The following is a 25,000-nucleotide window of genomic DNA, read 5'->3' on the forward strand; positions in this document are numbered from 1 at the left end:
CGACGAAGTCGCGAACCCGGAATCCATCTCGCAGCGGACCTTGCGGTCCGATGGATTCTCAGGTGCGCAATTGCGCACCATAGCTCGCGCCACGGGAGCGCCCCGGAATGACGGCGGAGCGAGAAGCGACGCCCCGAAATGACGGAGACGCAGGGTCACACCGTTGTTACGCGGGACTTAGGTGCCATGCGCCGATCCACAATGGTCTCCGCCCGGTGGCAATGATAAGCCGCAGCTTCGCCCTTCCTTCCGATTTCATTACCAATCCGTCATGGTCGACAAGCAACGCGTCATCCCGCTGATCGTGGCCACTGCTCTCTTCATGGAGAACATGGACTCGACGGTGATCGCCACCTCGCTGCCGGCGATCGCGGCCGACATCGGCACCAGCCCGCTGACGCTGAAGCTCGCGATCACTTCCTATCTGCTGTCGCTGGCGGTGTTCATTCCGGCGAGCGGCTGGACCGCCGACCGCTTCGGCGCACGCATGGTGTTCGCGATCGCGGTCGGTGTGTTCATGGTCGGCTCGGTCGGCTGCGCGCTCTCGACCTCGGTCACCGACTTCGTCTTCGCACGCATCCTGCAAGGCATGGGCGGCGCGATGATGACGCCGGTCGGACGCCTCGTCCTGCTGCGCTCGGTCGACAAGAGCGCGCTGGTCAATGCCATGGCCTGGGTGACGGTCCCTGCCCTCATAGGCCCCGTGATCGGCCCGCCGCTCGGCGGCTTCATCACCACCTACGCGTCCTGGCACTGGATCTTCCTGATCAACATCCCGATCGGGCTGCTCGGCATCTTCATGGCCTTGCGCTTCATCGATCCGATCAAGAGCGAGGAACGCGAGCCGTTCGATCTCTACGGCATGGTGCTCGCAGGCATCGGACTCGCAGGCATCGCCTTCGGCCTGTCGGTTGCCGGCCTCAATCTGCTGCCGTGGAGCACCGTTGCCGCGCTGATCGCGGGCGGTGCGATCTCGATGACGCTCTACGTCATCCATGCCCGGCGCACGGGATCGCCGGTGCTGGATTTCTCGCTTCTGAAGCTGCCGACGCTGCGCGCGGCCGTGTTCGGCGGCTTCCTGTTCCGCCTCGGCATCGGCGCGCTGCCGTTCCTGCTGCCGCTCTTGATGCAGATCGGCTTCGGGCTGACGCCGTTCCATTCCGGCCTCGTCACCTTCGCCTCCTCGCTCGGCGCGATGGGCATGAAGACGCTGGCCGCGCGCATCATCCGCACCTTCGGCTTCCGCAATCTGATGACGGTGAACGCGATCGTCAGCGCGTTCTTCCTCGGGATCTGCGCACTGTTCACGGTGTCGACGCCGCTGCTGATCATCATGGTCATCCTGGTGGTCGGCGGCTTCTTCCGCTCGCTGGAGTTCACCGCGATCAACACGGTCGCCTATGCCGAGGTCGAGACCGCGCAGATGAGCCGTGCCACCACCCTCGTCAGCGTCAACCAGCAGCTCGCGGTCTCCGCCGGCGTCGCCGTCGGCGCGGCCTCGGTCGAGACGACGATGTGGTTCCACCATGTCAGCGAGCTCAACGCCACGGTGTTCGCGCCGGCTTTCGTCGTGGTCGCGCTGACCTCGGCCGCGTCGAGCTGGTTCTTCTGGCAGATGCCCGCCGACGCCGGCCACGAGATCTCCGGTCGCAAGGCCGTGGAGATCGCCAGCCGCAAGGGCGCGGGCAAGGGCGCGGAGAAGGCTGCGGTCAAGGCGGCAAGCGAGAACACGCAGGATGCGCGGGATCAGCGGCTGAACTGAAGCGGCTTCTCGCGGTGAGCTCGACATGGCAACCGTGGTGCAGTCGCGCCCGGGACAGCGGGTTCGCTCGGCGGAGCCGCAATACGAAGTCTTTCCCGATGTGAGCTGCGAGCGGGCGTCAGGGTGTGACGCCCGGCGGCAGAACGCGGTACAGCAGGACGCCCAGCTTGAGTTGGTCCCCGGTCAGGACGAGCTTCCCGTTGTTGATCGTTCGCTGCAGCAAAGATCTCTGAAGGTTGGGGCTGGGGTGAGTCGGATTGGAGAAGAAGGCCGACAGATTGCTCGAAGTTTCATCGATCGTGTAACGCTCGATCGTCACCACCGAATTGTCGCTGAACGGCAAGTTGTCGACCTCGAGCGAAATCCCCTCCGCGGTCTCGGTCGAAGTAGTGCTGCCGAACACGCTGGACGGGTCGTAGTTATAGACCATGATGTTCGCAATCGAGCTAGCGGCGTCCCATGTCGCGAACGTGCCGAGATTGGATCCTGATCCGCCCGGACTCAATGTCGCCTGCCGGCGCTGGCCGGACATCTTGTTGTACATCGCAAACAAATTGGCCACGGGTTTTGGATAGTAGGTCGCCGGCAGATCCTGTCCGTTGGCGTCTTTTCCATTGTCATGCTTGTGGAGCAGGCTTGCCTGACCGTAAAAGGCTCCCCCGCCTCCCTGCCCGTCACTGATGATCAGGTAGGAGCCGAGGGAGATCTTCTTTCTCAAGGCCTCGCGCAGGAACGCGGCCGCCCAGGCGGCGCCCTTGTGCGAGACGTTGATGTCGGTGGTCTCGTCGAACGTAGGTCCCCACTCCGAGATGAACAGCTTGACGTCCGGCATCGCCGCATTGTTCTGCTTCAGGGACTGCAGCTTGGCGTTGACCGTGTCGACAATGCGGTCAAATTCGGCAAAGCCGGCCGCGCCGCCGGTCGAACCGTAAAAGTGGAACGAGAAGCGATCCAGCTTCGCGTTGAATTGGGAGCCGTAGTGAACGGCCAGCGGGTTGAACGTCTGATCCAGGAACTGCTCCTCCATCGTCGGGCTCGGAGGCGTATCAAGGTGATATGCGGTAAAGCTTAGCCCGGCGAAAGCCGGCCCCGCGAGCTCGAGCGTCTTTCCACTATAGAGGCCGTGATCGGCGAAATCCTGGCGCACAGCGTTGATGGCATCCGAAACGACCTTCTGCACAGGCAACACCTGTCGGCTGAGCCGGCGAACGTCGGCGCGGTAGGGATACGCCATCGTCACGTCTTCGGCGTTGGACAGAAGATGCGCCTGATACGGCGGCCACTGGTCCAGGACATACCTGCTCCGTTTTGGCCACCACAGCCAGCGGCCCCACGGTCCCAGCGGCTTCAAGCTGAAGAGCGACGGATCTGGCGCATTAGGATTGAAGTTTTCCGGCTCGGAATCGGCGATGTCGAGTTCGTTGCTGACCTCGAAGATGACATTCGTGGCGCCGCCGTCGAAGGAAGTCGTAGCGACGTAGCGGATGAGCGCTTTCATGTAGTTCTCGTAGCGCGCCAATACCGCGGGGCTCTGAGAAGCCCAGCTCTCGCCCTCCCCGTAACTCACCATGCTCGCCGGCATGAACGAGGCGACCGCAACGTGCGGCGTCAGCCCGTGACTCAACGCCCAGTCGAGATGCCAGCGCAGCGGATAGCAGTCACCGGCGTGAAACACGCTGCTGCTGTCAATGTATCCGAACACCGTACCGCTCTCATCGAGATCGCAATAGACGTCGCTCTGCAGCAGCCGCGCCCGCTTCAGGCCGGTGTCCGCGATGATCTGGTTGAACTGCTCGAGCGCCTGCTCGGACGGACTGTTCGCACCCTGGTAAAGCCGCTTGAGGTCGCCGAGATCGTCGTTGCCGCTGATACCTTCGTTGAAGGGTGCCAGCGTGTTCACCACGATCGACGCATCGGCCAACGCGGTCGTCGGGGACGCCAGGGTGGGGAAAAGAGACGTCAGAAACAGACCCGAGGCAGAGAGAAGATGGCGCCCACGAACAAGGCGCCGAAGTTCCGGCAGACAGCGCATGACTAACCCGCTTGGATTGCGATACGCCCATCAAACACACCTTAGATGGTCGTGATGTGAACGTTATGTTAAGATGTCATGAGCGCAGCTGGGCCTGCCCAGCACGACCCTGCCTATCGGCCGCGAAACCCCGTCGCCAGCACGTAGCGTTCCGAGGAGTCCTGCCGGCTCGCGGCCGGTTTCACGTGGCGCACCGTCGCGAAATCGCGCTTGAGCTGGGCCAGCAGATCGGCGTCGGCGCCGCTCTGGAATGTCTTGGCGAGGAACGTGCCGCCGGGCTTGAGCACGTCGCAGGCAAAGGCGGCCGCGGTCTCGACCAGGCCGACGATGCGGAGTTGGTCGGTCTTGCGGTGGCCCGTGGTGTTGGCCGCCATGTCGGACATCACGACATCGGCGCCGCCACCGAGCATTGTCGTGAGCTTCTCGGGCGCGTCGTTGTCCATGAAATCGAGCTGCGCGAAGTCGACGCCGGGAATCTCCGGCATCTCCAAGAGATCGATGGCGACGACCTTGCCCTTGCCTTCCGTCGAGCCGACGCGCTTGGCAGCGATCTGGCTCCAGCCGCCGGGCGCGGCGCCGAGGTCGACCACGGCCATGCCGGGTTTCAACAGCCGATACTTGTCGTCGATCTCCAAAAGCTTGAACGCCGCGCGCGAGCGATAACCCGCCGCCTTGGCCTTCGCGACATAGGGATCGTTGAGCTGCCGCTCCAACCAGAGCTTGGACGACAATTTGCGCTTGCCGCCGGTCTTGACCTTGGTCTTGACTTGGACGTGCAAGCGGCCGGTGGTGTCCTTGGCCATACTCACCAGCTCCTGAGCGCGCCGTCCTCGCGCATCATCTCGACCAGCATGCCTTCGCGCAAGCCGCGGTCGGCGACGCGCAGGCGCGGCAGCGGAAAGGCGCGGCGGATGGCGTCGAGGATGGCGCAGCCGGCCAGCACGAGGTCGGCTCGCTCGACGCTGATGCAGCTGTTGTTCGCGCGCTCCTCGTAGCTCATGCCGAGCAGCCTGCTGATGGTCGCGGTGATATCCGCATCGTTCATCCAGATGCTGTCGATACGGCGGCGGTCGTAGCGCGCGAGGTTGAGATGGATGCCGGCCAGCGTCGTCACCGTGCCCGACGTGCCGAGCAGATGCATGTCGGTGAGATCGCGGCCGTGCTCCTCCGCGAACGGTGCGACATGGTTTGCGACCTCGCGCTCCATCGCGGCATAGATCCCAGGTGTCACGTCGCGGCCGCCGAACTGCTCGGCGAGCGTGACCACACCGTACGGGATCGACATCCAGGCCTTGATGCGTGGCTGCGGATTTGCGGGATCGCGCTCGATCCGCACCAGTTCGGTCGAACCGCCGCCGATGTCGAACAGGATCGCGCCGCGTCCCCTGGGGTCGACCAGCGGCGAGCAGCCGAGCACGGCGAGCGAGGCCTCGGTCTCGCGGTCGATCACCTCGAGCTCGATGCCGGTCTCGGCCGCGACGCGGCTGCGGAACCCTTCCGCGTTCGAGGCCGCACGGCAGGCTTCGGTTGCAATCAGCCGCAGCCGCCGCGCCTTCCGTAAGTTGATCTTGTCGCGGCAGATGCTGAGCGCGGCGATGGCGCGCTCGATCGCGGCTTCGCTGATGCAACCTGTCGCCGAGACGCCCTCGCCGAGCCTGATGATGCGTGAGAAGGAATCGACCACGCGAAAGCCGTCGTGGGTCGGACAGGCGATCAGCAGCCTGCAATTGTTGGTGCCGAGGTCCAGCGCCGCATAGACGCCGGTTCCCGGCGCTTGCGCGCCAATGGCCGGATCGGCGGCCAACGCCACCGCCGCCATCGACCCCTCCAGCTCACCGTGCGGCCCATGTTGGCTTACATGGCCGTCGCGGAGCCGCGTGTGGTCATTCATACAAATTGTCTTTCCGCGGCCGGTCGGGCCGGTCTGGAATTGATTTTTCGCCTGAAACATTAGCAGCGCGGCAGGCCTGCGCAACAACGCATCACATGGGACCATGCCCATTCGTGCGTTGTCGTGAACGGGGTGGTGGGCTATCTGAGGAGAGTCCGGTCTCCCGCTGCCGCGAAAATGCGCAAATGCCGGCTTTTCAGGTCAATTCCATGCAAGAACACACCAAATCGTCCACGCTCGAGAACGCTATTGCACTGCAAAAATATGGCGTCGGGCAACCGGTCCGCCGCAAGGAGGACGACACGCTGGTGCGCGGCAAGGGCCGCTACACCGACGATTTCAACCTGCCCGGCCAGGCCTATGCCGTGGTCGTCCGTTCCACCCATGCCCATGGCGTCATCCGCGGTATCGGCATCGATGCCGCCAAGGCCATGCCGGGCGTGCTGGGGGTGTGGACCGGCAAGGACCTCGATGCCGCCGGTTACGGCCCCTTCACCTGCGGCCTGCCGCTGAAGAGCCGTGACGGCTCGCCGCTGCTCCAGACCAACCGCCAGCCGCTCGCCACCGACAAGGTCCGCTTCGTCGGCGATCCCGTCGCCTTCGTGGTGGCGGAGACGCTGGCGCAGGCGCGCGACGCCGCCGAGGCGGTCGAGCTCGACATCGAGCCATTGCCGGCGGTGACCGATCCCGAGGAGGCCGCCAAGCCCGGCGCGCCGCAGCTTTACGACCACATCCCGAACAATGTCGCGCTCGACTACCACTATGGCGACATCGACAAGGTCAACGCGGCGTTTGCCAGTGCCGCCCATGTCACAAAGCTCGACATCGAGAACACCCGCGTCGCCGTGGTCTCGATGGAGCCGCGTGTTGGCCTTGCCTCCTACGACAAGAAGTCCGAGCGCTACACGCTTCAGGTGCCGACGCAGGGTGTCGCCGGCAACCGCGCCAATCTCGCCAAGAACCTCAACGTGCCGAATGACAAGGTGCGCATCCTGACCGCCAACGTCGGCGGTTCCTTCGGCATGAAGAACGTCAACTATCCCGAATACATGTGCATCCTATTTGCGGCCAAGGCGCTGGGACGGCCGGTGAAGTGGCTCGACGAGCGCTCCACCAGCTTCCTCTCCGACAGCCACGGCCGCGCGCAGAAGATCCATGCCGAGCTCGCGCTCGACGCCGAGGGGCATTTCCTGGCAGCGAAGCTGTCCGGCTACGGCAATCTCGGCGCCTACATCACCGGCGTCGCGCCGGGGCCGCTCTCGCTCAACACCGGCAAGAATTTCTCCAGCGTCTATCGCACGCCGCTGATGGCGGTCGACATCAAGACGGTGCTGACCAACACCACGCTGATGGGCGCCTATCGCGGCGCCGGCCGGCCCGAGGCCAACTACTACATGGAGCGGCTGATCGACCGCGCCGCCGACGAGATGGGCATCAACCGGCTGACCTTGCGCAGGCGCAACTTCATCAAGCCGAACCAGATTCCGTTCCCGGCCTCCTCCGGCGTCACCTATGACAGCGGCGACTTCCAGGCCGTGTTCAACAAGGCGCTCGAGATTTCCGACCACGAGAATTTCGCCAAGCGCAAGAAGGAGAGCAGGAAGGCCGGCAAGCTGCGCGGCATCGCGGTCGGCTCCTATCTCGAGGTCACGGCGCCGCCGAGCCCCGAGCTCGGCAAGATCGTGTTCGAGCCCGATGGCACCGTGCAGCTCATCACCGGCACGCTCGACTACGGCCAGGGCCATGCCACGCCGTTCGCGCAGGTGCTGAGCGCGCAGCTCGGCGTTCCCTTCGAGAACATCAAGCTGGTGCAGGGCGACAGCGACATCGTGCACACCGGCAACGGCACCGGCGGCTCGCGCTCGATCATGGCGAGCGGCCAGGCCATCGTGGGCGCCGCCAAGCTCGTCATCGAGAAAGGCAAGCGCGCCGCGGCGCATATGCTGGAGGCGTCCGAAGCCGACATCGAATTCGAAGGTGGCAGGTTCACGATCGCCGGCACCGACCGCAGCATCGACATCATGGAGCTCGCCAAGAAGTTGCACGACGGCAAGATGCCCGAGGGCGTGCCTGAGACGCTCGATGTCGATCACACCAGCGAGCCGATCGCCTCGGCCTTCCCGAACGGCTGCCACGTCGCCGAGGTCGAGATCGATCCCGACACCGGTGTCGTGCAGATTGTACGCTACAGCGCGGTCAACGATTTCGGCACGGTGATCAATCCGATGCTGGTCGCGGGCCAGCTTCATGGCGGCGTCGTCCAGGGCATCGGCCAGGCGCTGATGGAGCATGTCCGCTACGACGAGAGCGGCCAGCCGATCACGGGCTCACTGATGGACTACGCCCTGCCCCGCGCCGAGGATGTGCCGAACATGGCGGTCGGCGACCACCCGGTGCCGGCCACGACCAACCCGCTCGGCAGCAAGGGCTGCGGCGAAGCCGGCTGCGCCGGTAGCCTGTCGACGGTGGTGAATGCGGTGATCGATGCGCTCTCCGAGTACGGCATCAAGCACATCGACATGCCGCTGACCCCGGAGCGCGTGTGGCGCGCGATCCAGGAGGCGCAGGCCAAGGCGGCGTAGTTGTGTGTTCACCTCTCCCCGCTTGCGGGGAGAGGAGCGCAGCGAGGCTTCGGGTGAGGGGGACTCTCCGCGAATCCAACTCTCACCGTCCTTGCGGAGACTCCCCCTCACCCGGCGCTTCGCGCCGACCTCTCCCCGCAAGCGGGGCGAGGTGAAGAGCCTACGCCGCTGCCTCACGCGGCTGGTAGATTGCGGTGTGCTGGCAGTGCGCGAGCGGCGTCGTGCCGTTGGCGACGACCAGCGCGTCGAACTCGACGAAGCGGTGGCCCTTCTTCTCGTAGTTCGCAGTGACTTTCGCGCGCGCGGTGATCTCGTCGCCGGCGCGTGCGGCGGACAGCAATTGCATGCGGCTGCCGACATGGATCCAGGGGCCCAGGATGGTGTTGTCCACCAGCACGCGGTTCATGACGCGCTGGATCAGGCCCGGGTGCCCCAGCCCTTCACGCGCAAAGATCGGCTCTTTCTCCCTGATGTCGGCGAGATAGTCCGCCGCATCCTGCCCGGCCCAACGGCGCGGCGCGGTGCCGAGCCATTTGCCCGTCTCGAACGTGGCCGGACTGACAGGCTTGCGCTCGGCCACCACGGGCACCTCCACATAGTCGCTCAACGACACCGCCGGCACCGCCGCCGGCAGCGAGGCCGTCCCGGTCGCACACAGCTCGCTGCGGCTGAACACCTCGATCGTGAGCAGGCCGTTGTGCTCGGTGGCATCGACGTCGGCGGTTTCGCCGTCATAGACCGGCTTGATAAAGCGGGCCTCGACCAGCCCGCGCGACAGAAAATCGCGTCCCCAGCGCGCGATCGGCACGTGCATCATGTAGGCGAACACATCGACGCCGGGGACCAGCCCGCCGGAAAAGCCGAAGCGGCGAGCCACCGTGTCGTCGTGCATCTTGTTTTCGGACTGCTTGGCGGTGTTGTAGGCCTCGACGCGGTAGGTTTCGAGCCGGTTCGGCATGGGCATCTTCCCTGTTTCTTGTTGTTCAGGGGCGATCGTAGGGCCTGAGGAACCAGGGTCAATCCCCTCGCCTTTGGGGCCCGAATGGGGTACCACGCGGCGAATGACCGACACCCCCACCCGCATCTATGTTGACGCCGACGCCTGTCCGGTGAAGGACGAGATCTACCGTGTCGCGCTCCGGCACGGCGTGCCCGTGAGCATCGTTGCCGGCAATTTCATTCGCGTGCCGCAGGACCCCTTGATCGAGCGTATCGCCGCCGGTGCCGGCATGGACGCAGCGGACGACTGGATCGCGGAGCGAGCCAGGCCCGGCGACGTCGTCGTAACATCAGACATTCCACTGGCGAGCCGCTGCGTGAAGGCGGGCGCCGACGTGATCGCGCCGAATGGAAAACCCTTCACCGAAGAGTCGATCGGGATGACGCTGGCAGTGCGCAATCTGATGACGGATCTGCGCTCGGCCGGCGAGGTCACCGGCGGCCCGCGATCGTTCGCGCCGCGCGACCGCTCCGCCTTCCTCTCGGCGCTCGACCAGACGCTGCGCCGGATCGCCCGCCGCCGCGCCGATGCGGCTGCAACGAGTCAGGGCTGACCATGGCGCCGCCGCTGATCCAATTGAAGGACATCAGGCTGACCTTCGGCGGCACGCCGCTCCTGAGCGGCGTCGAGCTCAACGTCGCGCCGGGTGAACGCGTCTGCCTGATCGGCCGCAACGGCTCCGGCAAATCGACGCTGCTCAAGATCGCCGCCGGCCTGGTCGAGCCCGATTTCGGCACTCGTTTCGTGCAGCCGGGCGCGACCGTGCGCTACCTGCCGCAGGAGCCAGACTTCGGTGACCACAAGACCACGCTCGCCTATGTCGAGTCCGGCCTCGCCCCCGGCGACGATCCTTACCAGGCGCGCTATCTGCTGGAGCAGCTCGGGCTGACCGGCAACGAGGACCCGCACAATCTCTCCGGCGGCGAGGCCCGCCGCGCGGCGCTGGCGTATGTGCTCGCGCCCTCGCCGGACATCCTGCTGCTGGACGAGCCGACCAACCATCTCGATCTCTCCACCATCGAATGGCTGGAACAGGAGCTCGACAGCCGCCGCAGCGCGCTCGTGATCATCAGCCACGACCGCCGCTTCCTCACCAATCTGTCGCGCTCGACCGCCTGGCTCGACCGCGGCAGGATCAAGCAGATCGACCGCGGCTTTGCCTCGTTCGAGACCTGGCGCGATGAGGTGCTGGCAGAAGAGGAGCGCGACCAGCACAAGCTCGACCGCAAGATCGTCGATGAGGAGCACTGGCTTCGCCACGGCGTCTCCGGACGGCGCAAGCGCAACGTCAAGCGGCTCGCCAATCTGCATGCCCTGCGCGACCAGCGCCGCAACTATCGCGGCACCGCCGGCAGCGCCAATCTCGCAGCCAGCGAAGCCGAACAATCCGGCAAGCTGGTGATCGAGGCGAAATCCATCACCAAGGCCTATGGCGAGCGCAAGATCGTCGAGAACTTTTCGACCCGCATCCAGCGTGGCGACCGGCTCGGCATCATCGGGCCGAACGGCGCCGGCAAGACCACGCTGGTCAACCTGCTCACCGGCGGCACGCAGCCGAATTCCGGAACGATACGTCTCGGCGCCAACCTGGAGGTCGCGACTCTCGACCAGCACCGCGAAAGCCTCGATCCCAAATCGACGCTGGCGGAGGCCCTGACCGGCGGCCGCGGCGACCAGATCATGGTCGGCGGCAAGCCGAAGCACGTCGTCGGCTACATGAAGGACTTCCTGTTCGCGCAGGAGCAGCGCGGCACGCCGGTGGAGGTGCTCTCCGGCGGCGAGCGCGGCCGGCTGATGCTGGCGCGCGCACTGGCAAAGCCGTCGAACCTCCTGGTGCTGGACGAGCCGACCAACGATCTCGATCTCGAAACCCTCGACGTGCTCGAGGAGATGCTCGGCGATTACGAAGGCACGGTGATCCTGATCAGCCATGACCGCGATTTTCTCGACCGCGTCGTCACCTCCGTGATCGCGCCCGAGGGCAACGGCAAGTGGATCGAATATGCCGGCGGCTACAGCGACATGCTGGCGCAACGCGGCGCCGACCTCAAGCGTGAAACGGCGAAGACGCAAGCCCCGGCGGAGAAGAAAGAGGAACGCTCCGCTGCTCCAGCTTCGGCGCCCAAGCGCAAGCTCAGCTTCAACGAGAAGCACGCGCTGGAAACGCTGCCGAAGAAGATGGAAACGTTGCAGGCAGATATTGCAAAATTGCAGCGCGTTCTCGACGATCCCAATCTCTACACCAGGGATCGAAAAAAGTTCGACGACACGTCGGCGGCCATCGCCAAGGCGCATGAAGAACTGTCCGCCGCCGAAGAGCGCTGGCTCGAACTCGAAATGCTCCGTGAAGAGATTGAACAAGCTTAACTTGTAGGATGGGTTTCGCTGCGCTCTACCCATCCTACAGGGTCGGAAACAGAGAGATCATATGACCACTCCCCTCGCCGCCAAGATCGCCCGCGAATACGGCACACCCTGCGCCGTCATCGACATGGACAGGGTCGAGCGCAACATCGCGCGCATCCAGAAGGCCTGCGACGACGCCGGCGTCGCCAACCGCCCGCACATCAAGACGCACAAGAACCCGACCATCGCCAGGATGCAGGTTGCGGCCGGCGCCAAGGGCATCACCTGCCAGAAGCTGGGCGAAGCCGAGATCATGGCCAATGCCGGCATCGACGACATCCTGATCAGCTACAATCTGCTCGGCGAAGAGAAGATGGCGCGCCTCGGCGCGCTGCAGGCGAAGGCGAACATGACGGTGGCGGCAGACAATTCGACCGTCGTTGCCGGCCTGCCCAAGGCGGCTGCGGCGTCGGGCCGTCCGCTTTCGGTCGTCGTCGAATGCGACACCGGCCGCAAGCGTGCGGGTGTCGAGACGCCGGCCGAGGCGATCGCGCTGGCGCGTGAGATCGCAGCCTCCAAGGGACTCGCGTTCGCCGGCTTCATGCTGTATCCGACCGAGACCGGCTGGGCGGACGCGCAGAAATTCTACGACGAGGCGCTGGCCGGCGTGCGAGCGCACGGGCTCGACGCCAAGATCGTTTCGACCGGCGGCACGCCGAATCTCGTCAATCTCGGCAAGCTCAAGGGCGGCACCGAGCATCGCTTCGGCACCTATATCTACAACGACCGCATGCAGGTCGCTGCAGGCTCGGCGACTTGGGACGATTGCGCGCTGCACATCTATTCGACCGTGGTGAGCCGCGCCGCGCCCGAGCGCGGCATCCTCGACGCCGGCTCGAAGACGCTAACCACGGACACCGGCGGCCTCGATGGTCACGGCCTGATCCTGGAGCATCCCGAGGCGAAGATCGCGAAATTCGCCGAGGAGCACGGCTTCCTCGATCTCTCCCGCAGCAACACGCGGCCGAATGTCGGCGACGTCGTCCGCATCGTGCCGAACCATGTCTGCGTCGTCGTCAACATGATGGACGAGGTGGTGATGGTGCGCGGCGAGGAGATCATCGGCACGCTGCCGGTGGCCGCGCGGGGGAAGCTGCGGTAGGGCCTGCGTCGCTCGCATCGGAACGCCCGCGCATCCTTCGAGGCTCCCGGCGCGCTGCCTTGCATCGCGCCACTCGCACCTCAGGATGACGCTCTCTCTAGACTAAGCCAGCGCATGCTAACGCTCTTTCGTAGCCGTCACCCTGAGGTGGCCGCTTCTTCAGCGGCCCTCGAAGGGCGGCGGCGTTCTACGAACGCTTCAGCCATTCCAGCACGCCCCTGCCCGCAGCAAGCCCCGTCGCGAACGAGGCCTGCAGCAGGTAGCCGCCGGTCGGCGCTTCCCAGTCCAGCATCTCGCCGGCGGCGAACACGCCGGGCAGCTTGCGCAGCATGAAGCGGTCGTCGAGCTCGTCGAAGGTGATCCCGCCCGCGGTCGAGATCGCGCGCGCGATCGGGGCGACGCCTGTGAGCTGAACCGGAATGGCATTGATCAGCTGCGCAAGCTCCACCGGCGAGAACGAGGCCAGCGTTCGGCCGGACGCAATGGCGGCCTCCTGCATCAGGCCGATTCCGACGGGCGACAATTGCGCGGCCTTGCGCAAGAAATTCGCCAGCGATTGCTTGCCGCGCGTGCCCGATAGCCGCGTCGTCAACGCGCCCGTATCGAGGTCGGGCCGCAACGCGATCATCAACGTCGCCTGGCCAAGACCCAGCACCGCCTCCCGCAACTCCGCCGACAGCGCGTAGACCGCACCGCCTTCGATACGCTGCGGGTGATCATGGCTTCGCCGCGCACCGTGTGTGCACCGACCGTCAGCGCCACGCCCTTGAGCGGCTGGCCCTCGAAGCGATCGCGGAACACATTTGACCACGCGACCGTGAAGCCGGAATTGGCGGGCCGCAGTTTGGAGATGGCAACGCCCCTGGCAGCGAGGAGCCCGACCCAGCCGCCATCCGAGCCGAGCCGCGGCCAGCTTGCACCGCCGAGCGCGAGGACCGCGGCGTTGGCAACGACCGCCGCCTCGCCATCGGGCGTTCGAAACAGCAGCCGCCCCTCGCCATCCCAGCCGGTCCAGCGATGCCGGAAGGCAAACCGTACGCCGCTGGCATCGAGGCGCCGCAGCCAGGCGCGCAGCAGGGGCGAGGCCTTGAACGCTTTCGGGAACACCCGACCGCTGGAGCCGACGAAGGTCGCCTCGCCCAGCGCCCCGCTCCAGGCGCGCAGCGCGTCCGGCGGGAACGCTGCGATCGCCGCTTGCAGCTTCGGTGCCGCCTCGCGATAGCGCGCCATGAATTGCGGCAGCGGCTCGCTGTGGGTGAGATTGAGCCCGCCGCGGCCGGCCATCAGGAATTTGCGGCCTGCGGACGGCATGGCGTCGTAGACGGTGACGCGGGCGCCGCCTTGCGCCAGCGCCTCCGCCGCCATCAGCCCGGCGGGGCCGGCGCCGATGACGGCGATGTGGTTGTCCGTTGAGGTCATGGTCCGAATTTTAGAGCACGCCGGTTCTACGGAACAGGTCGTCATGCCCGGGCTTGTCCCGGGCATCTACGAGAGCCTCGCAAGAACGTGGGTGGCCGGGACAAGCCCGGCCATGACGAGAGTACGGTTCCGGGCTCGCTGTTTGCGACGCGCCGGAATGACAGTCCGGCTAGAGCTTGATCCCCGCTCTTGCCGCGGCCTGCGCCACATACTTCTGCGTCTGCTCGAACGCGCCCGTCAGCGCCTTGGCCTTCGACATGTCGCTGATCTCTGCGAAATGCGCGGCGACCGCGTCCGGCGTCCATTCGGACTCCGGCAGGTTGATGCCTTCGCTCTCCAAAATCTTGATCACGGCGAAGGAGCCGGCTCCGGCGCCCATGATGGTTCGGGTCGGCGCGTCCTCGCTGAGCATGTACTCGACCGCCGGCGTGATCGCGTTCGGCTTCATCAGTTGCAGCGCCTGCGGCGGCAGCAGCTCTTCGGTCATGCGGGTCGCTGCCGTGGGCGAGATGATGTTGACGCGGATGTCGTTCTTGCGGCCCTCTTCCGCCAGCACGTTCATCAGCCCGACCATGCCGGACTTCGCCGCGCCGTAATTGGCCTGGCCGAAATTGCCATAGAGGCCGGAGGACGAGGTGGTCAGCACGATGCGGCCGTAATTGCGGTCGCGCATGCCGGCCCAGGCCGCCTTGCAGCAATAAAAGGTGCCGACGAGATGCACGTCGAGCACCTTCTGGAAATCGGCGGCTTCCATCTTGCCGAACGACTTGTCGCGCAGGATGCCGGCATTGGCGCACAGGAGATCGACGCTGCCCCATTCCTTGGTGGCACGCTCGACCATGGCGGTGACCTGCTCGAAGTTCGAGACATCAGCGCCGTCGGCCATCGCGGTGCCGCCGGCCTTGCGGATCTCCTCGACCACGGATTCGGCCGGCGACAGCGAGCCGCCGGTGCCGTCGCGCGCGCCGCCGAAATCGTTGACCACGACCTTGGCGCCGCGGCTGGCCAATCCCAGCGCGTGCGCCTTGCCAAGACCATTGCCCGCGCCGGTGACGATGGCGACGCGTCCGTCGAACCTGATTGCCATGGATTACGTCCTGTTCTTCCTTTTCCCCTTGTGGGAGAAGGTGGCGCGAAGCGCCGGATGAGGGGTCTCTCTCGGCAGATGAGTTCGCGGAGAGAGACCCCTCACCCGCCTCGCGTTCCGCGAGGCACCCTCTCCCACAAGGGGAGAGGGGACGCCCCGACTTTGGTCGGCTTTTGAGCAGCGATAAATGGCCGGGTCAAGCCCGGCCATGGCGGGCGGAGTTACTCGAAATAGATCAACCCGAGCCAATCCGCGACCAGCGCGGGCTTGTCCTCGCCTTCGATCTCGACCGTGACGTTGGTGCGGGACTGCAACTCGTTGGGCTTGCGCAGCTTGGCCTCCGTCAGCACGAAGCGGCCGCGAACGCGCTTGCCCGAGCGGACCGGCGAGATGAAGCGCAGCTTGTCGAAGCCGTAGTTCACGCCCATCGTGGTGCCCGCGATCACCGGCATCACCTCGTAGGACATGATCGACATCAGCGACATCGTCAGGAAGCCGTGCGCAATCGTCGTGCCGAACGCGGTCTCCTTCTTCGCGCGTTCCGGATCGACATGGATGAACTGGTGATCCTCGATCACGTCGGCATAGGTGTCGATGCGGGGCTGGTCGATCAGGTGCCACGAGGACACGCCGATCTCCTTGCCGACCATGGCCTGATAGGCCTGAAGCGTAATCGGCGGCTTCTTCCAGACTTCGTTCATTGATGACTCCAACCACTGTCATTCCGGGGCGCGCGAAGCGCGAGCCCGGAATCCATCGCTCGACCATCTCCGCGGCCCGATGGATTCCGGGTTCGATGCTGCGCATCGCCCCGGAATGACGAGTTCCCTACTTAGCTTTCGCCGCGTGTCTTCGCCAGCTCCGGAAACTCCTCCTCGCGGAATTCCCGGCCGCGCAGCGGATCGTCATGATCATTGTCCCGTTCCAGCCGTCGTAGCTGGACGCGACGGATTTTTCCAGAGATCGTCTTCGGCAGCTCGGTGACGATTTCGAGACGGCGAATGCGCTTGAATGGTGCAAGGCGCGCATGGAGATGTTTGAAGATGGAGAACGCGGTCTCGGGTGAACGCTCCGCGCCCGACGTCAGCAGCACGAAGGCCTTGGGAATGGCGAGCCGGATCGGATCCGGGCTCGGCACCACCGCAGCTTCCGCGACCAGCTCATGCTCCAGCAGCACGCTCTCGAGTTCGAACGGACTGATGCGGTAATCCGACGACTTGAACACGTCATCGGAGCGGCCGACGAAGGTGAGATAGCCCTCGTCATCTTCGAACACGACATCGCCGCTGCGATAGAGCTCGCCTTCGGCGCCGGACAGTTTGCCGTCATCGCCCTGATAGCCCTGCATCAGGCCGGCGGGGCGATCGGTGCCCAGCACCAGCGTGACCTCGCCTTCCTTTGCGGGATGACCGTCGGCATCGCTGATCTGCACGCGATAGCCCGGCAGCGGCCGGCCCATCGAGCCGACCTTGATCTTCTGGCCCGGCGAGTTGCCGGCGAGCGCGGTGGTTTCGGTCTGGCCATAGCCGTCGCGAATGGTGAGCCCCCAGGCGGCCCGCACCTGGTCGATCACTTCAGGGTTGAGCGGCTCGCCGGCGCCGCAGACCTCACGCAACGCCACCTTGAACGAGGCGAGGTTCTCCTGGATGAACAACCGCCACACGGTCGGCGGCGCGCATAGCGTGGTGACGCCGCAACGGCCGATCGTGGCGAGCAGGCCTTTCGCATCGAAGCGCGGCTGGTTGACCACGAACACGGCAGCGCCCGCATTCCACGGCGCGAAAAAACAGCTCCAGGCATGCTTGGCCCAGCCGGGCGAGGAGATGTTGAGGTGAATGTCTCCGGGCTTCAGCCCGATCCAGTACATCGTCGAGAGATGGCCGACCGGATAGCTGCGCTGGCTGTGCCGCACCAGCTTTGGTTTCGCCGTCGTGCCCGAGGTGAAATAGAGCAGCATCGGGTCGTCGGCGTTGGTCAGGCCATCCGGCGTGAAGCCCTCCGGCATTTTGGCCGCCTCGTCATAGGCCAGCCAGCCGTTGGAAGCCGCGCCGACCACGATGCGGACGACATTCTCGGTGCCAAGGCTCGCGAATTTTGTGACCTGATCCTCGGCTGCGACCACCGCCTTCGCCTTGCCGCGATCGAGCCGGTCGCGAAGTTCGTCAGCGGTGAGCAGCGTCGTCGCTGGAATCACGACGACGCCGAGCTTCATCGCCGCCAGCATCGTCTCCCACAGCGGAACCACATTGCCGAGCAGCAGCAAAAGGTGGTCGCCGCGCTTGAGGCCCTGCGCGCGGAGGAAGTTGGCGACCTGGTTCGAGCGCTTCGAGAGCGCCGCGAATGACAGTTTTGTCTGCTTGTCCTGCGCGGCATCGACAATCCAGAGCGCGGGCCGGTCCTTGCTGTCAGCATTTGCCGCCAGCTCGGCGTCGAACCAGTCGAGCGCCCAGTTGAAGGGAACCGGATCGGGCCAGCGGAATCCCTTGACCGCGGCCTCGTAATCCGTGCGGTGCTTTAGCAGAAACGCGCGCGCTTCCTGGAATGTCGTCATCAAGCTTTCCCGGCTAGACTCCTAACGTGCTTGATAATTCCGGAAAAATCCACCCCGCCCTGCCCGGCAGCGTCGAAAGACTGATAGATCTCCTGCGCATGCTTGCCGAGCGGCGTCGCCGCGCCCGCAGCCTTCGCCGCGTCCTGCGCCAGCGTCAGATCCTTCACCATCAGCGCAGAGGCAAAGCCCGGCTTGTAGTCGTTGTTCGCCGGCGAGGTCGGCACCGGCCCCGGCACCGGGCAATAGGTCGTCAGCGACCAGCACTGGCCGGACGAGGTCGAGGCGACGTCGAACAGCGCCTGGTGCGAGAGCCCGAGCTTTTCACCGAGCGCGAACGCTTCGCTCACCGCGATCATGGAAATGCCGAGGATCATATTGTTGCAGATCTTGGCGGCCTGCCCTGCGCCGGCGCCGCCGCAATGGACGATCTTCTTGCCCATGTTCTCCAGTACCGGCTTGGCGGCTGCGAACGCCTTCTCCTCGCCGCCGCACATGAAGGTGAGCGTCGCGCCCTTGGCGCCGCCGGTCCCGCCGGAGACCGGCGCATCGACCGAGAGCACGCCGTGCTTGGCGGCCAGCGCATGCGCCTGCCGCGCGCTTTCGACGTCGATGGTCGAAGAATCGATGATCAACGCGCCCTTGGTCATGACGGGCACGACCTCGTTCCAGACACCGAGCACGTGCTTGCCCGCGGGGAGCATGGTGACGACGACATCGGCGCCCTTCACCGCGGCGGGCGCGCTGTCGGCAATGCCAGCGCCGTCGGCCTTGGCCTGATTGCGGGAGGCCTCGACGAGGTCGAACGCCACCACCTTGTGGCCGGCCTTGACCAGGTTGGCGGCCATCGGGCCGCCCATGTTGCCGAGACCGATGAATGCGATCGTGGCCATTGTCGTTTCCTCCGCTGTAGCGTTGTTAGTTGAACTTCAACTCGTCGGCGCCGATCTCGACGAGATACGGCGCAAGCATCGCCGGCGTCACATCCTCGATCCGCGGCGGCAACCAGGTCGGGTTGCGGTCCTTGTCGATCACGGCGGCACGCACGCCCTCGCGAAAATCGTCGCTGCGGAAGACTTCCAGCGCGGCGCGGTATTCGCGCACCAGGCACTCTTCCAGGCTCGATGATTGGCGCGCGAGGCGCAAGAGCTTCAGCGTCACCACCATGCCGCGCGGCGATTTCTCGTTGAGCGTCTTCAGCGTCGCCTGTGCGAATTCGGAGCCGTCACGCTTCAGCGCCGCGACGATGTCCTCCATGCGGTCGAAGCCGAACAGCGAATCGATAGCAGGCTCCTTCGCAGCCACCGGCCCCGCGGTCTCGCCGGTGGCAAAGCCGCTGATGAGCTTGCCGACATCGGCGGCACTCGCACCGGGACGGAGCTTTGTCAGGGCCTCGCGCAGCTCCGGCAATTTCACCGCCGGCACGACCCAATCGGCGAACTTCGCGTGGATCGCGTCCGGCCCATTCATGGTCTGGCCGGTCAGCCCGAAATAGGTGCCGATCTCGCCCGGCGAATGCGACAGCAGATAGGTGCCGCCGACATCTGGGAAGAAGCCAAGACCGACTTCCGGCATCGCGAGCCTGGTGCGATCGGTGACGACGCGATGGCTGGCATGAGCCGACAAGCCGACGCCGCCGCCCATCACGATGCCGTCCATGAAGGCGACATACGGCTTCGGAAACTTCTTGATGCGGGCGTTGAGGATGTATTCCTCCCGCCACAGGATCTTGCCGAGGTCGCCGCCAGCCTTGGAGCTCTCCCAGAGCGTGCGGATGTCGCCGCCAGCGCAGAGCCCCCGCTCGCCGGCACCTTCCAGCAGGATCACAGCGACGGCGGGATCAGCTTCGAAGCGATCGAGCGCCTTGTCGATGTCGCGAAACATCTCCAGCGTGACGGCATTGATGGCCTTGGGCCGATTGAGCCTGATGACGCCGACCGCGCCTTCGACGCGCGCGACGAGATCGCCCTCTTCCGCTCCGCTCATCGCGCGCCCTCGATCAGCTTGCGCGCCACGATGAGCCGCATGATTTCATTGGTGCCTTCGAGGATCTGATGCACGCGCAAGTCGCGCACGATCTTCTCGATGCCGTATTCGCTGAGATATCCGTAGCCGCCATGCAGCTGCAGCGCGTGGTTGGCGACATCGAAGCCGACATCGGTGCCGAAACGCTTGGCCATCGCGCACAGCATGGTGGCGTCGGGGTCCTTGCGGTCCAGCGCGGCCGCGGCACGCCACAGGAAGGTGCGCGCGGCCTCGAGTTCGATCGCCATGTCGGCGAGGCGGAATTGCAGGGCCTGGAATTCGTCGAGGCGTTTTCCAAATGCCTTGCGCTCCTTCATGTAGGCGCGCGCCTTGTCGAGCGCAGTCTGCGCGCCACCGAGCGAGCAGGCCGTGATGTTCAGGCGGCCGCCGTCGAGACCGGCCATCGCGATCTTGAAACCGACGCCCTCCTCGCCGAGCCGATTGGCCGCCAGCACCCGGGCGTTCTCGAACATCACCGCGCGGGTCGGCTGCGCATTCCAGCCCATCTTGCGCTCGTTGGCGCCGAAGGAAACGCCTGGCGTCTTGCCGTCGATGACAAGGGTCGAGATGCCGCCTGGGCCGTCGCCGCCGGTCCTGACCATCGCGACCAGGAGATCGGTGCCGCCGGCGCCGGAGATGAACTGCTTCTGGCCGTTGAGGATGTAATGGTCACCGTCGCGCACCGCGCGGGTGCGCAACGCTGCCGCGTCCGAGCCCGCGCCCGGCTCGGTCAGGCAATAGCTCGCGATTAGCTCCATGGTGCAGAGCTTTGGCAACCATGTGTGGCGCTGGGTGTCGCTGCCGAAGGCATCGATCATCCAGCTCGCCATGTTGTGGATGGAGATGAAGGCGGAGGTGGTCGGGCAGCCAGTCGCCAGCGCCTCGAAGATCAGCGCCGCATCGAACCGCGTCATGGCGGAGCCGCCGACATCGTCGCGGATATAGATGCCGCCCATGCCGAGCGCCGCTGCCTCGCGCATGACGTCGACGGGAAAGTGCTTCTCCTCGTCCCAGCGCAACGCGTGCGGCGCGATCTTCTCGGCCGCAAACGCCAGCGCCATGTCGCGAACCGCGATCTGATCCTCGTTCAGAGCGAACTGCACCTCAAGGCCCCCGCTGGCTTCGGTCACCTCTCCCCTGCGGGGAGAGGTCGATTTGCGCAGCAAATCGGGTGAGGGGGCGCGGCTCCAACGAGAGACCATAACCCCTCACCCGGCGCTTGGCGCCGACCTCTCCCAAAGGGAGAGGTGCTTTCCCGATGCCGCTGCAGCTCACATCAATCGCACTACTTCATCAGCGGGATCGAGAACTCCGCACCCTCCTTGACGCCGGACGGCCAGCGCGAGGTCACCGTCTTGGTCTTGGTGTAGAAGCGGATCGAGTCCGGGCCGTGCTGGTTGAGATCGCCGAAGCCCGACTTCTTCCAGCCGCCGAAGGTGTAATAGGCGATCGGCACCGGGATCGGCACGTTGATGCCGACCATGCCGACGTTCACCTTGGCCGCGAAGTCGCGCGCGGCGTCGCCGTCGCGGGTGAAGATGGCAACGCCGTTGCCGTAGTCATGCTCCGACGGCAGCGCCAGCGCTTCCTTGTAATCGTGCGCACGCACGACCGAGAGCACCGGGCCGAAGATCTCTTCCTTGTAGATCCGCATGTCCTTGGTGACGTTGTCGAACAGCGAACCGCCGAGATAGAAGCCGTTTTCGTAGCCCTGCATCTTGAAGCCGCGGCCGTCGACGGCGAGCGTCGCGCCTTCCTTGATGCCGATGTCGATATAGCTCTTGACCTTCTCGACCGCCTCGCGCGTCACCAGCGGACCGTAGTCGGCCGACGGATCGATCGAGGTGCCGATCTTCAAGGACTCAACGCGCGGGATCAGCTTCTCCATCAGACGGTCGGCGGTGGACTTGCCGACGGGGACGGCGACCGAAACGGCCATGCAGCGCTCGCCGGCCGAGCCATAACCGGCACCGATCAGCGCATCGACGGCCTGGTCCATGTCCGCATCGGGCATGACGATGGCGTGGTTCTTGGCGCCGCCGAAGCACTGGCAACGCTTGCCGGTCTGCGCGGCGCGCTCGTAGATGTACTGCGCGATCGGAGTCGAGCCGACGAAGCCGATGGCCTTGATGTCGGGATCGTCGAGGATGGCGTCGACCGCCTCCTTGTCGCCGTTGACGACGTTGAGGATGCCGGCCGGCAGGCCCGCTTCCATCATGAGTTCAGCGAGCAGCATCGGCACGCCGGGGTCGCGCTCCGACGGCTTCAGGATGAAGGCGTTGCCGCAGGCGATCGCCGGCGCAAACTTCCACATCGGGATCATCGCCGGGAAATTGAACGGCGTGATGCCCGCGACGACCCCGAGCGGTTGGCGCATCGAATAGATGTCGATGCCGGGACCGGCTCCTTCCGTGTACTCGCCCTTCATCAGATGCGGAATGCCGCAGGCGAATTCCGCGACCTCGAGGCCGCGCTGGATGTCGCCCTTGGCGTCCGGCACGGTCTTGCCGTGCTCGCGCGCGAGCAATTCGGCGAGCTTGTCGTAATCGCGCTGGACCAGCTCCACGAATTTCATCATCACGCGGGCGCGGCGCTGCGGATTGGTTGCGGCCCATTCGGGCTGTGCTGCGCGCGCGTTCTCGACGGCGGCGCGGACTTCGGCCTTGGAAGCCAGCGCGACCTTGGCCTGGACGTCACCGGTCATCGGCTCGAAGACGTCGGCAGTGCGGCCCGAGGTCCCCTTGACCTCCTTGCCACCGATGAAATGTCCGATTGAACGCATGGGATAATCTCCTTAGGCCGAGCGTGGTCGCTTTGACAAATCCTATCGACCTGCATTTTATAGGATTCAAGTCTGAGATAATGCACCATAGATGTGCGAAAATGCTGGATCAAGGCGCTATCGACTGGGACGACTTTCGCTTCGTGCTGGCCATCGTGCGGGGCGGCTCGGTCTCGGCTGCGGCAAAACAGCTCGGCGTCGACCATGCCACGGTGATCCGCCGCGTCGATCGGCTGGAAAAGCACCTTTCGGCCAAGCTGTTCGACCGGCGCAAGACCGGCTATCTCCTCACCGAGGCCGGCCAACGCGTCGCCGACAGTGCGGAAGCGATGGAATCGACCATCGTCGCCAACCAGGAGCAGGTCGGCGGCTCCGTGGCGCGGCTGACCGGCACGGTGCGGATCGGTGCCCCTGATGGCTTCGGCACCGCCTTCCTGGCGCCCCGGCTCGCCCCCTTCGCCGACCGCTATCCCGATCTCGATCTGCAACTTGTAGCTACCGCGCGGCTATTCAGTCTCTCCAAGCGCGAGGCTGATATCGCCATCAGCCTGACCATGCCCAAGGAAGGCCGCATCGTCGGCCGCAAGCTGCTCGACTACCGCCTCGGGCTCTATGCCTCGCCGGCCTATCTCGACCGCTTTCCCAGGATCTCGTCACGGCAAGACCTGCCGCAACACCGCTTCGTCGGCTACATCGAGGAGCTGCTGTTCACGCCGGAGCTCGACTATCTGCCGCAGGTGTCGCCGCGGATTTCCGCGCGCTTTCGCAGCGCCAATCTGATCGCTCAGCTCAATGCTACGCTCTCGGGCTTCGGCATTGCGGTGCTCCCGCATTTCATGGCGAGCGACCATCCGCAGCTCGTCGCAGTGCTGCCGGACGACATATCGATCATGCGGACATTCTGGATGCTGATGCACGCCGACAGCAAGGACCTCGCGCGGATCAGGGCGGTGGCGGATTACATCAGCGAGATCGTCGAGCGCGAGCGGACGCTGTTTGCGGGACGGTAGCGCCGTTTCCGCAGGGTGAGCGAAGCGTGCCCACCATATCAGTCGCGCGAGTGGACAGATGGTGGCACGGCGCAAGAGCGCCTTTGCCTACCCTACGGCTGCCGAGGTCGGCCTAACTCTGCTTCACCTTCTTCGCCGCAGGCACCTTCGGCTGGCGCTTCACGCCATCGAGCGCGCTATCCCGGCCGGCCTTCAGAACCTCATCCGACAATTCGTTCGATCCGGCGATGCGCGCCAGCAGCATGGTGCCGGCCATCGTCGCGAGCGTCGCGATTGCCTGCTTGCGCGCGGCCTTGCGCGGCATGTTCGGGACATAGTCGGTCATCATCTCGATCATCTGGTCGAGCTTGCCGGCAAAGGCCTTGCGTGTCTTCGGGCTCTCGCGGGCGATCTCGGCGCCCAGCGCGGGAATCGAGCAGCCATGGCCGGGATTGTCGCGATGCAGCGTGGACAGATAGCTCTCCGCGACCAGCGCCAGGCGCTTTTCAGGAGCGGCCTCGCCGGTGAGCTTGCGCCAGTGTTCCATCGAGCGGTCCATGGCATAGCCAAAGGCCTCGATCACCAGCGCCTCGCGGGAATCGAAATGCGCGTAAAAGCCGCCATGGGTCAGGCCGGCCTCCTTCATGAGATCGGCGACGCCGATGCCATGAGCGCCCTTCTCGCGCAGCCGCACGGAGGCCTTCTTCACGATCCGATCGTGGGTTTCCTGCTTGTGTTCCGGGGAATAGCGCATGCGGATCTCATTGGATGTCGAGAGTCATCTCATAGCACGCAAATGCCGGGATCGGTGCATTAATTCACGTTAAGTTGCGCCGATCATGGAAAAGGTTGCGGTTGCGTGGACCGCCAGGGCCCCCTTGCCGTCGCGGACAAAGCCCTCGGTGTAGCTGGTCTGGCGTCCCAGCTTGATCACCTTGCCTTCGGCCGAGATCAGCCCGGAGCGAACCGACAGCGGACGCAGATAGGTCAGCTTCAGATCGAGGGTCACCGAGCTTTGCCCGGCCTCGAGCCGGGTCGAAATCGCACATCCCATGGCCGTATCGAGCAGCGCCGCTGCGGTCGCGCCGTGGAGAAGACCGATGGTGTTTTCGAGATCTTCGCGCGGCTCCAGTTCCATGACGATCCGGCCCGGCTCGACAACGGCCATGATGAACCCGATCAGTTTCGCAAAAGGCGGCGGCGGCAGCCGGCCGTCGCGAATGCCGAGCATGGCGTCCATGCCCGATAGGCCCATCGCCGCTTTCGCGACCGGCGCCGGCACCTGCCAGTCCACCACGCGCTCACGCCGCTGCGCCGGCGAAAACAGGGCGATTGGATCGATGTCGGTCATGGCCACCTCTTTGAATGATATATG

Annotated in this window: 18 protein-coding genes and 2 pseudogenes; 6 read left to right on the plus strand and 14 right to left on the minus strand. The window is 65.2% G+C overall.

The features are described from left to right. The first annotated feature begins 271 nt into the window (after positions 1-271). Complete coding sequence (locus EDE08_RS25625; protein WP_131871466.1) at positions 272-1,762, plus strand: DHA2 family efflux MFS transporter permease subunit; 1,491 nt, start codon at positions 272-274, stop codon at positions 1,760-1,762. A gap of 118 nt (positions 1,763-1,880) precedes the next feature. On the opposite strand, the gene EDE08_RS25630 is transcribed toward EDE08_RS25625, so the two are convergent. The 3 genes from EDE08_RS25630 to EDE08_RS25640 all read right to left on the minus strand — a co-directional run bounded on the left by EDE08_RS25630 (position 1,881) and on the right by EDE08_RS25640 (position 5,685). Beyond that, positions 1,881-3,683: a hypothetical protein gene (locus EDE08_RS25630; protein WP_131871465.1), complete on the minus strand. Its 1,803-nt coding sequence runs from the start codon at positions 3,681-3,683 to the stop codon at positions 1,881-1,883. A 224-nt stretch (positions 3,684-3,907) separates the two neighbouring features. Continuing rightward, entirely contained in the window at positions 3,908-4,597 is a 690-nt protein-coding gene (locus EDE08_RS25635) for an RlmE family RNA methyltransferase (protein ID WP_131871464.1), read from the minus strand. A 2-nt stretch (positions 4,598-4,599) separates the two neighbouring features. Further along, on the minus strand, positions 4,600-5,685 hold the full coding sequence (locus EDE08_RS25640; protein WP_131871463.1) for a Ppx/GppA phosphatase family protein: 1,086 nt from the start codon (positions 5,683-5,685) through the stop codon (positions 4,600-4,602). A 209-nt stretch (positions 5,686-5,894) separates the two neighbouring features. Here EDE08_RS25640 and EDE08_RS25645 point away from each other — a divergent pair, with 209 nt between their 5' ends. Further along, positions 5,895-8,267 carry a xanthine dehydrogenase family protein molybdopterin-binding subunit gene (locus EDE08_RS25645; protein ID WP_131871462.1) on the plus strand — a complete coding sequence of 791 codons (2,373 nt, stop codon included), beginning with the start codon at positions 5,895-5,897 and terminating at the stop codon, positions 8,265-8,267. 160 nt (positions 8,268-8,427) lie between these two features. On the opposite strand, the gene EDE08_RS25650 is transcribed toward EDE08_RS25645, so the two are convergent. Then, entirely contained in the window at positions 8,428-9,225 is a 798-nt protein-coding gene (locus EDE08_RS25650) for a hypothetical protein (protein ID WP_131871461.1), read from the minus strand. Between the two features lie 103 nt (positions 9,226-9,328). On the opposite strand from EDE08_RS25650, the gene EDE08_RS25655 reads away from it, so the two are divergent. The 3 genes from EDE08_RS25655 (at position 9,329) to EDE08_RS25665 (ending at position 12,775) form a co-directional block, all read left to right on the plus strand. Beyond that, positions 9,329-9,820, plus strand: a complete 492-nt coding sequence (locus EDE08_RS25655; RefSeq protein WP_131871460.1) for a YaiI/YqxD family protein — start codon at positions 9,329-9,331, stop codon at positions 9,818-9,820. Positions 9,821-9,822: 2 nt separating this feature from the next. After that, positions 9,823-11,634 carry an ABC-F family ATP-binding cassette domain-containing protein gene (locus EDE08_RS25660; RefSeq protein WP_131871459.1) on the plus strand — a complete coding sequence of 604 codons (1,812 nt, stop codon included), beginning with the start codon at positions 9,823-9,825 and terminating at the stop codon, positions 11,632-11,634. Positions 11,635-11,695: 61 nt separating this feature from the next. Next, positions 11,696-12,775, plus strand: coding sequence for a D-TA family PLP-dependent enzyme (locus tag EDE08_RS25665; RefSeq protein WP_131871458.1), 1,080 nt, complete (start codon positions 11,696-11,698; stop codon positions 12,773-12,775). A 187-nt stretch (positions 12,776-12,962) separates the two neighbouring features. Here EDE08_RS25665 and EDE08_RS25670 read toward each other — a convergent pair. The 8 genes and pseudogenes from EDE08_RS25670 to EDE08_RS25705 form a co-directional block, all read right to left on the minus strand. Further along, positions 12,963-14,140 (minus strand): annotated as a pseudogene (locus EDE08_RS25670) (TIGR03862 family flavoprotein). 223 nt (positions 14,141-14,363) lie between these two features. Next, on the minus strand, positions 14,364-15,281 hold the full coding sequence (locus EDE08_RS25675) for an SDR family NAD(P)-dependent oxidoreductase (RefSeq protein WP_131871457.1): 918 nt from the start codon (positions 15,279-15,281) through the stop codon (positions 14,364-14,366). Between the two features lie 221 nt (positions 15,282-15,502). Next, entirely contained in the window at positions 15,503-15,982 is a 480-nt protein-coding gene (locus tag EDE08_RS25680; protein ID WP_131871456.1) for a MaoC family dehydratase, read from the minus strand. A gap of 131 nt (positions 15,983-16,113) precedes the next feature. Next, entirely contained in the window at positions 16,114-17,832 is a 1,719-nt protein-coding gene (locus tag EDE08_RS25685; protein WP_131871455.1) for an AMP-binding protein, read from the minus strand. Beyond that, positions 17,832-18,734 (minus strand): annotated as a pseudogene (gene mmsB / locus EDE08_RS25690) (3-hydroxyisobutyrate dehydrogenase); the annotation flags it as partial. The gene EDE08_RS25685 and the pseudogene mmsB, both read right to left, overlap by 1 nt. Positions 18,735-18,747: 13 nt before the next feature. Beyond that, positions 18,748-19,815, minus strand: coding sequence for an enoyl-CoA hydratase/isomerase family protein (locus EDE08_RS25695; protein WP_131871453.1), 1,068 nt, complete (start codon positions 19,813-19,815; stop codon positions 18,748-18,750). After that, on the minus strand, positions 19,812-20,957 hold the full coding sequence (locus EDE08_RS25700; RefSeq protein ID WP_131871618.1) for an isobutyryl-CoA dehydrogenase: 1,146 nt from the start codon (positions 20,955-20,957) through the stop codon (positions 19,812-19,814). The genes EDE08_RS25695 and EDE08_RS25700 overlap by 4 nt, the downstream gene beginning before the upstream one ends. Before the next feature lie 182 nt (positions 20,958-21,139). Continuing rightward, positions 21,140-22,636: a CoA-acylating methylmalonate-semialdehyde dehydrogenase gene (locus tag EDE08_RS25705; RefSeq protein WP_131871452.1), complete on the minus strand. Its 1,497-nt coding sequence runs from the start codon at positions 22,634-22,636 to the stop codon at positions 21,140-21,142. A 101-nt stretch (positions 22,637-22,737) separates the two neighbouring features. Between EDE08_RS25705 and EDE08_RS25710 the strand changes: the two genes are divergently transcribed. Next, positions 22,738-23,646 (plus strand): LysR family transcriptional regulator, encoded by a 909-nt coding sequence (locus EDE08_RS25710; protein WP_131871451.1) that lies wholly within the window; start codon positions 22,738-22,740, stop codon positions 23,644-23,646. A 112-nt stretch (positions 23,647-23,758) separates the two neighbouring features. Here the strand turns inward: EDE08_RS25710 and EDE08_RS25715 are convergent, their stop codons facing one another. Continuing rightward, a complete protein-coding gene (locus EDE08_RS25715; RefSeq protein ID WP_131871450.1) occupies positions 23,759-24,379 on the minus strand; it encodes a TetR/AcrR family transcriptional regulator in 621 nt (206 codons plus the stop codon). 69 nt (positions 24,380-24,448) lie between these two features. Next, positions 24,449-24,976: a PaaI family thioesterase gene (locus EDE08_RS25720; protein WP_165936158.1), complete on the minus strand. Its 528-nt coding sequence runs from the start codon at positions 24,974-24,976 to the stop codon at positions 24,449-24,451. Between the last annotated feature and the right edge of the window lie 24 nt (positions 24,977-25,000).

The sequence above is a fragment of the Bradyrhizobium sp. R2.2-H genome, assembly GCF_004346455.1.
Taxonomy (GTDB): domain Bacteria; phylum Pseudomonadota; class Alphaproteobacteria; order Rhizobiales; family Xanthobacteraceae; genus Bradyrhizobium; species Bradyrhizobium diversitatis.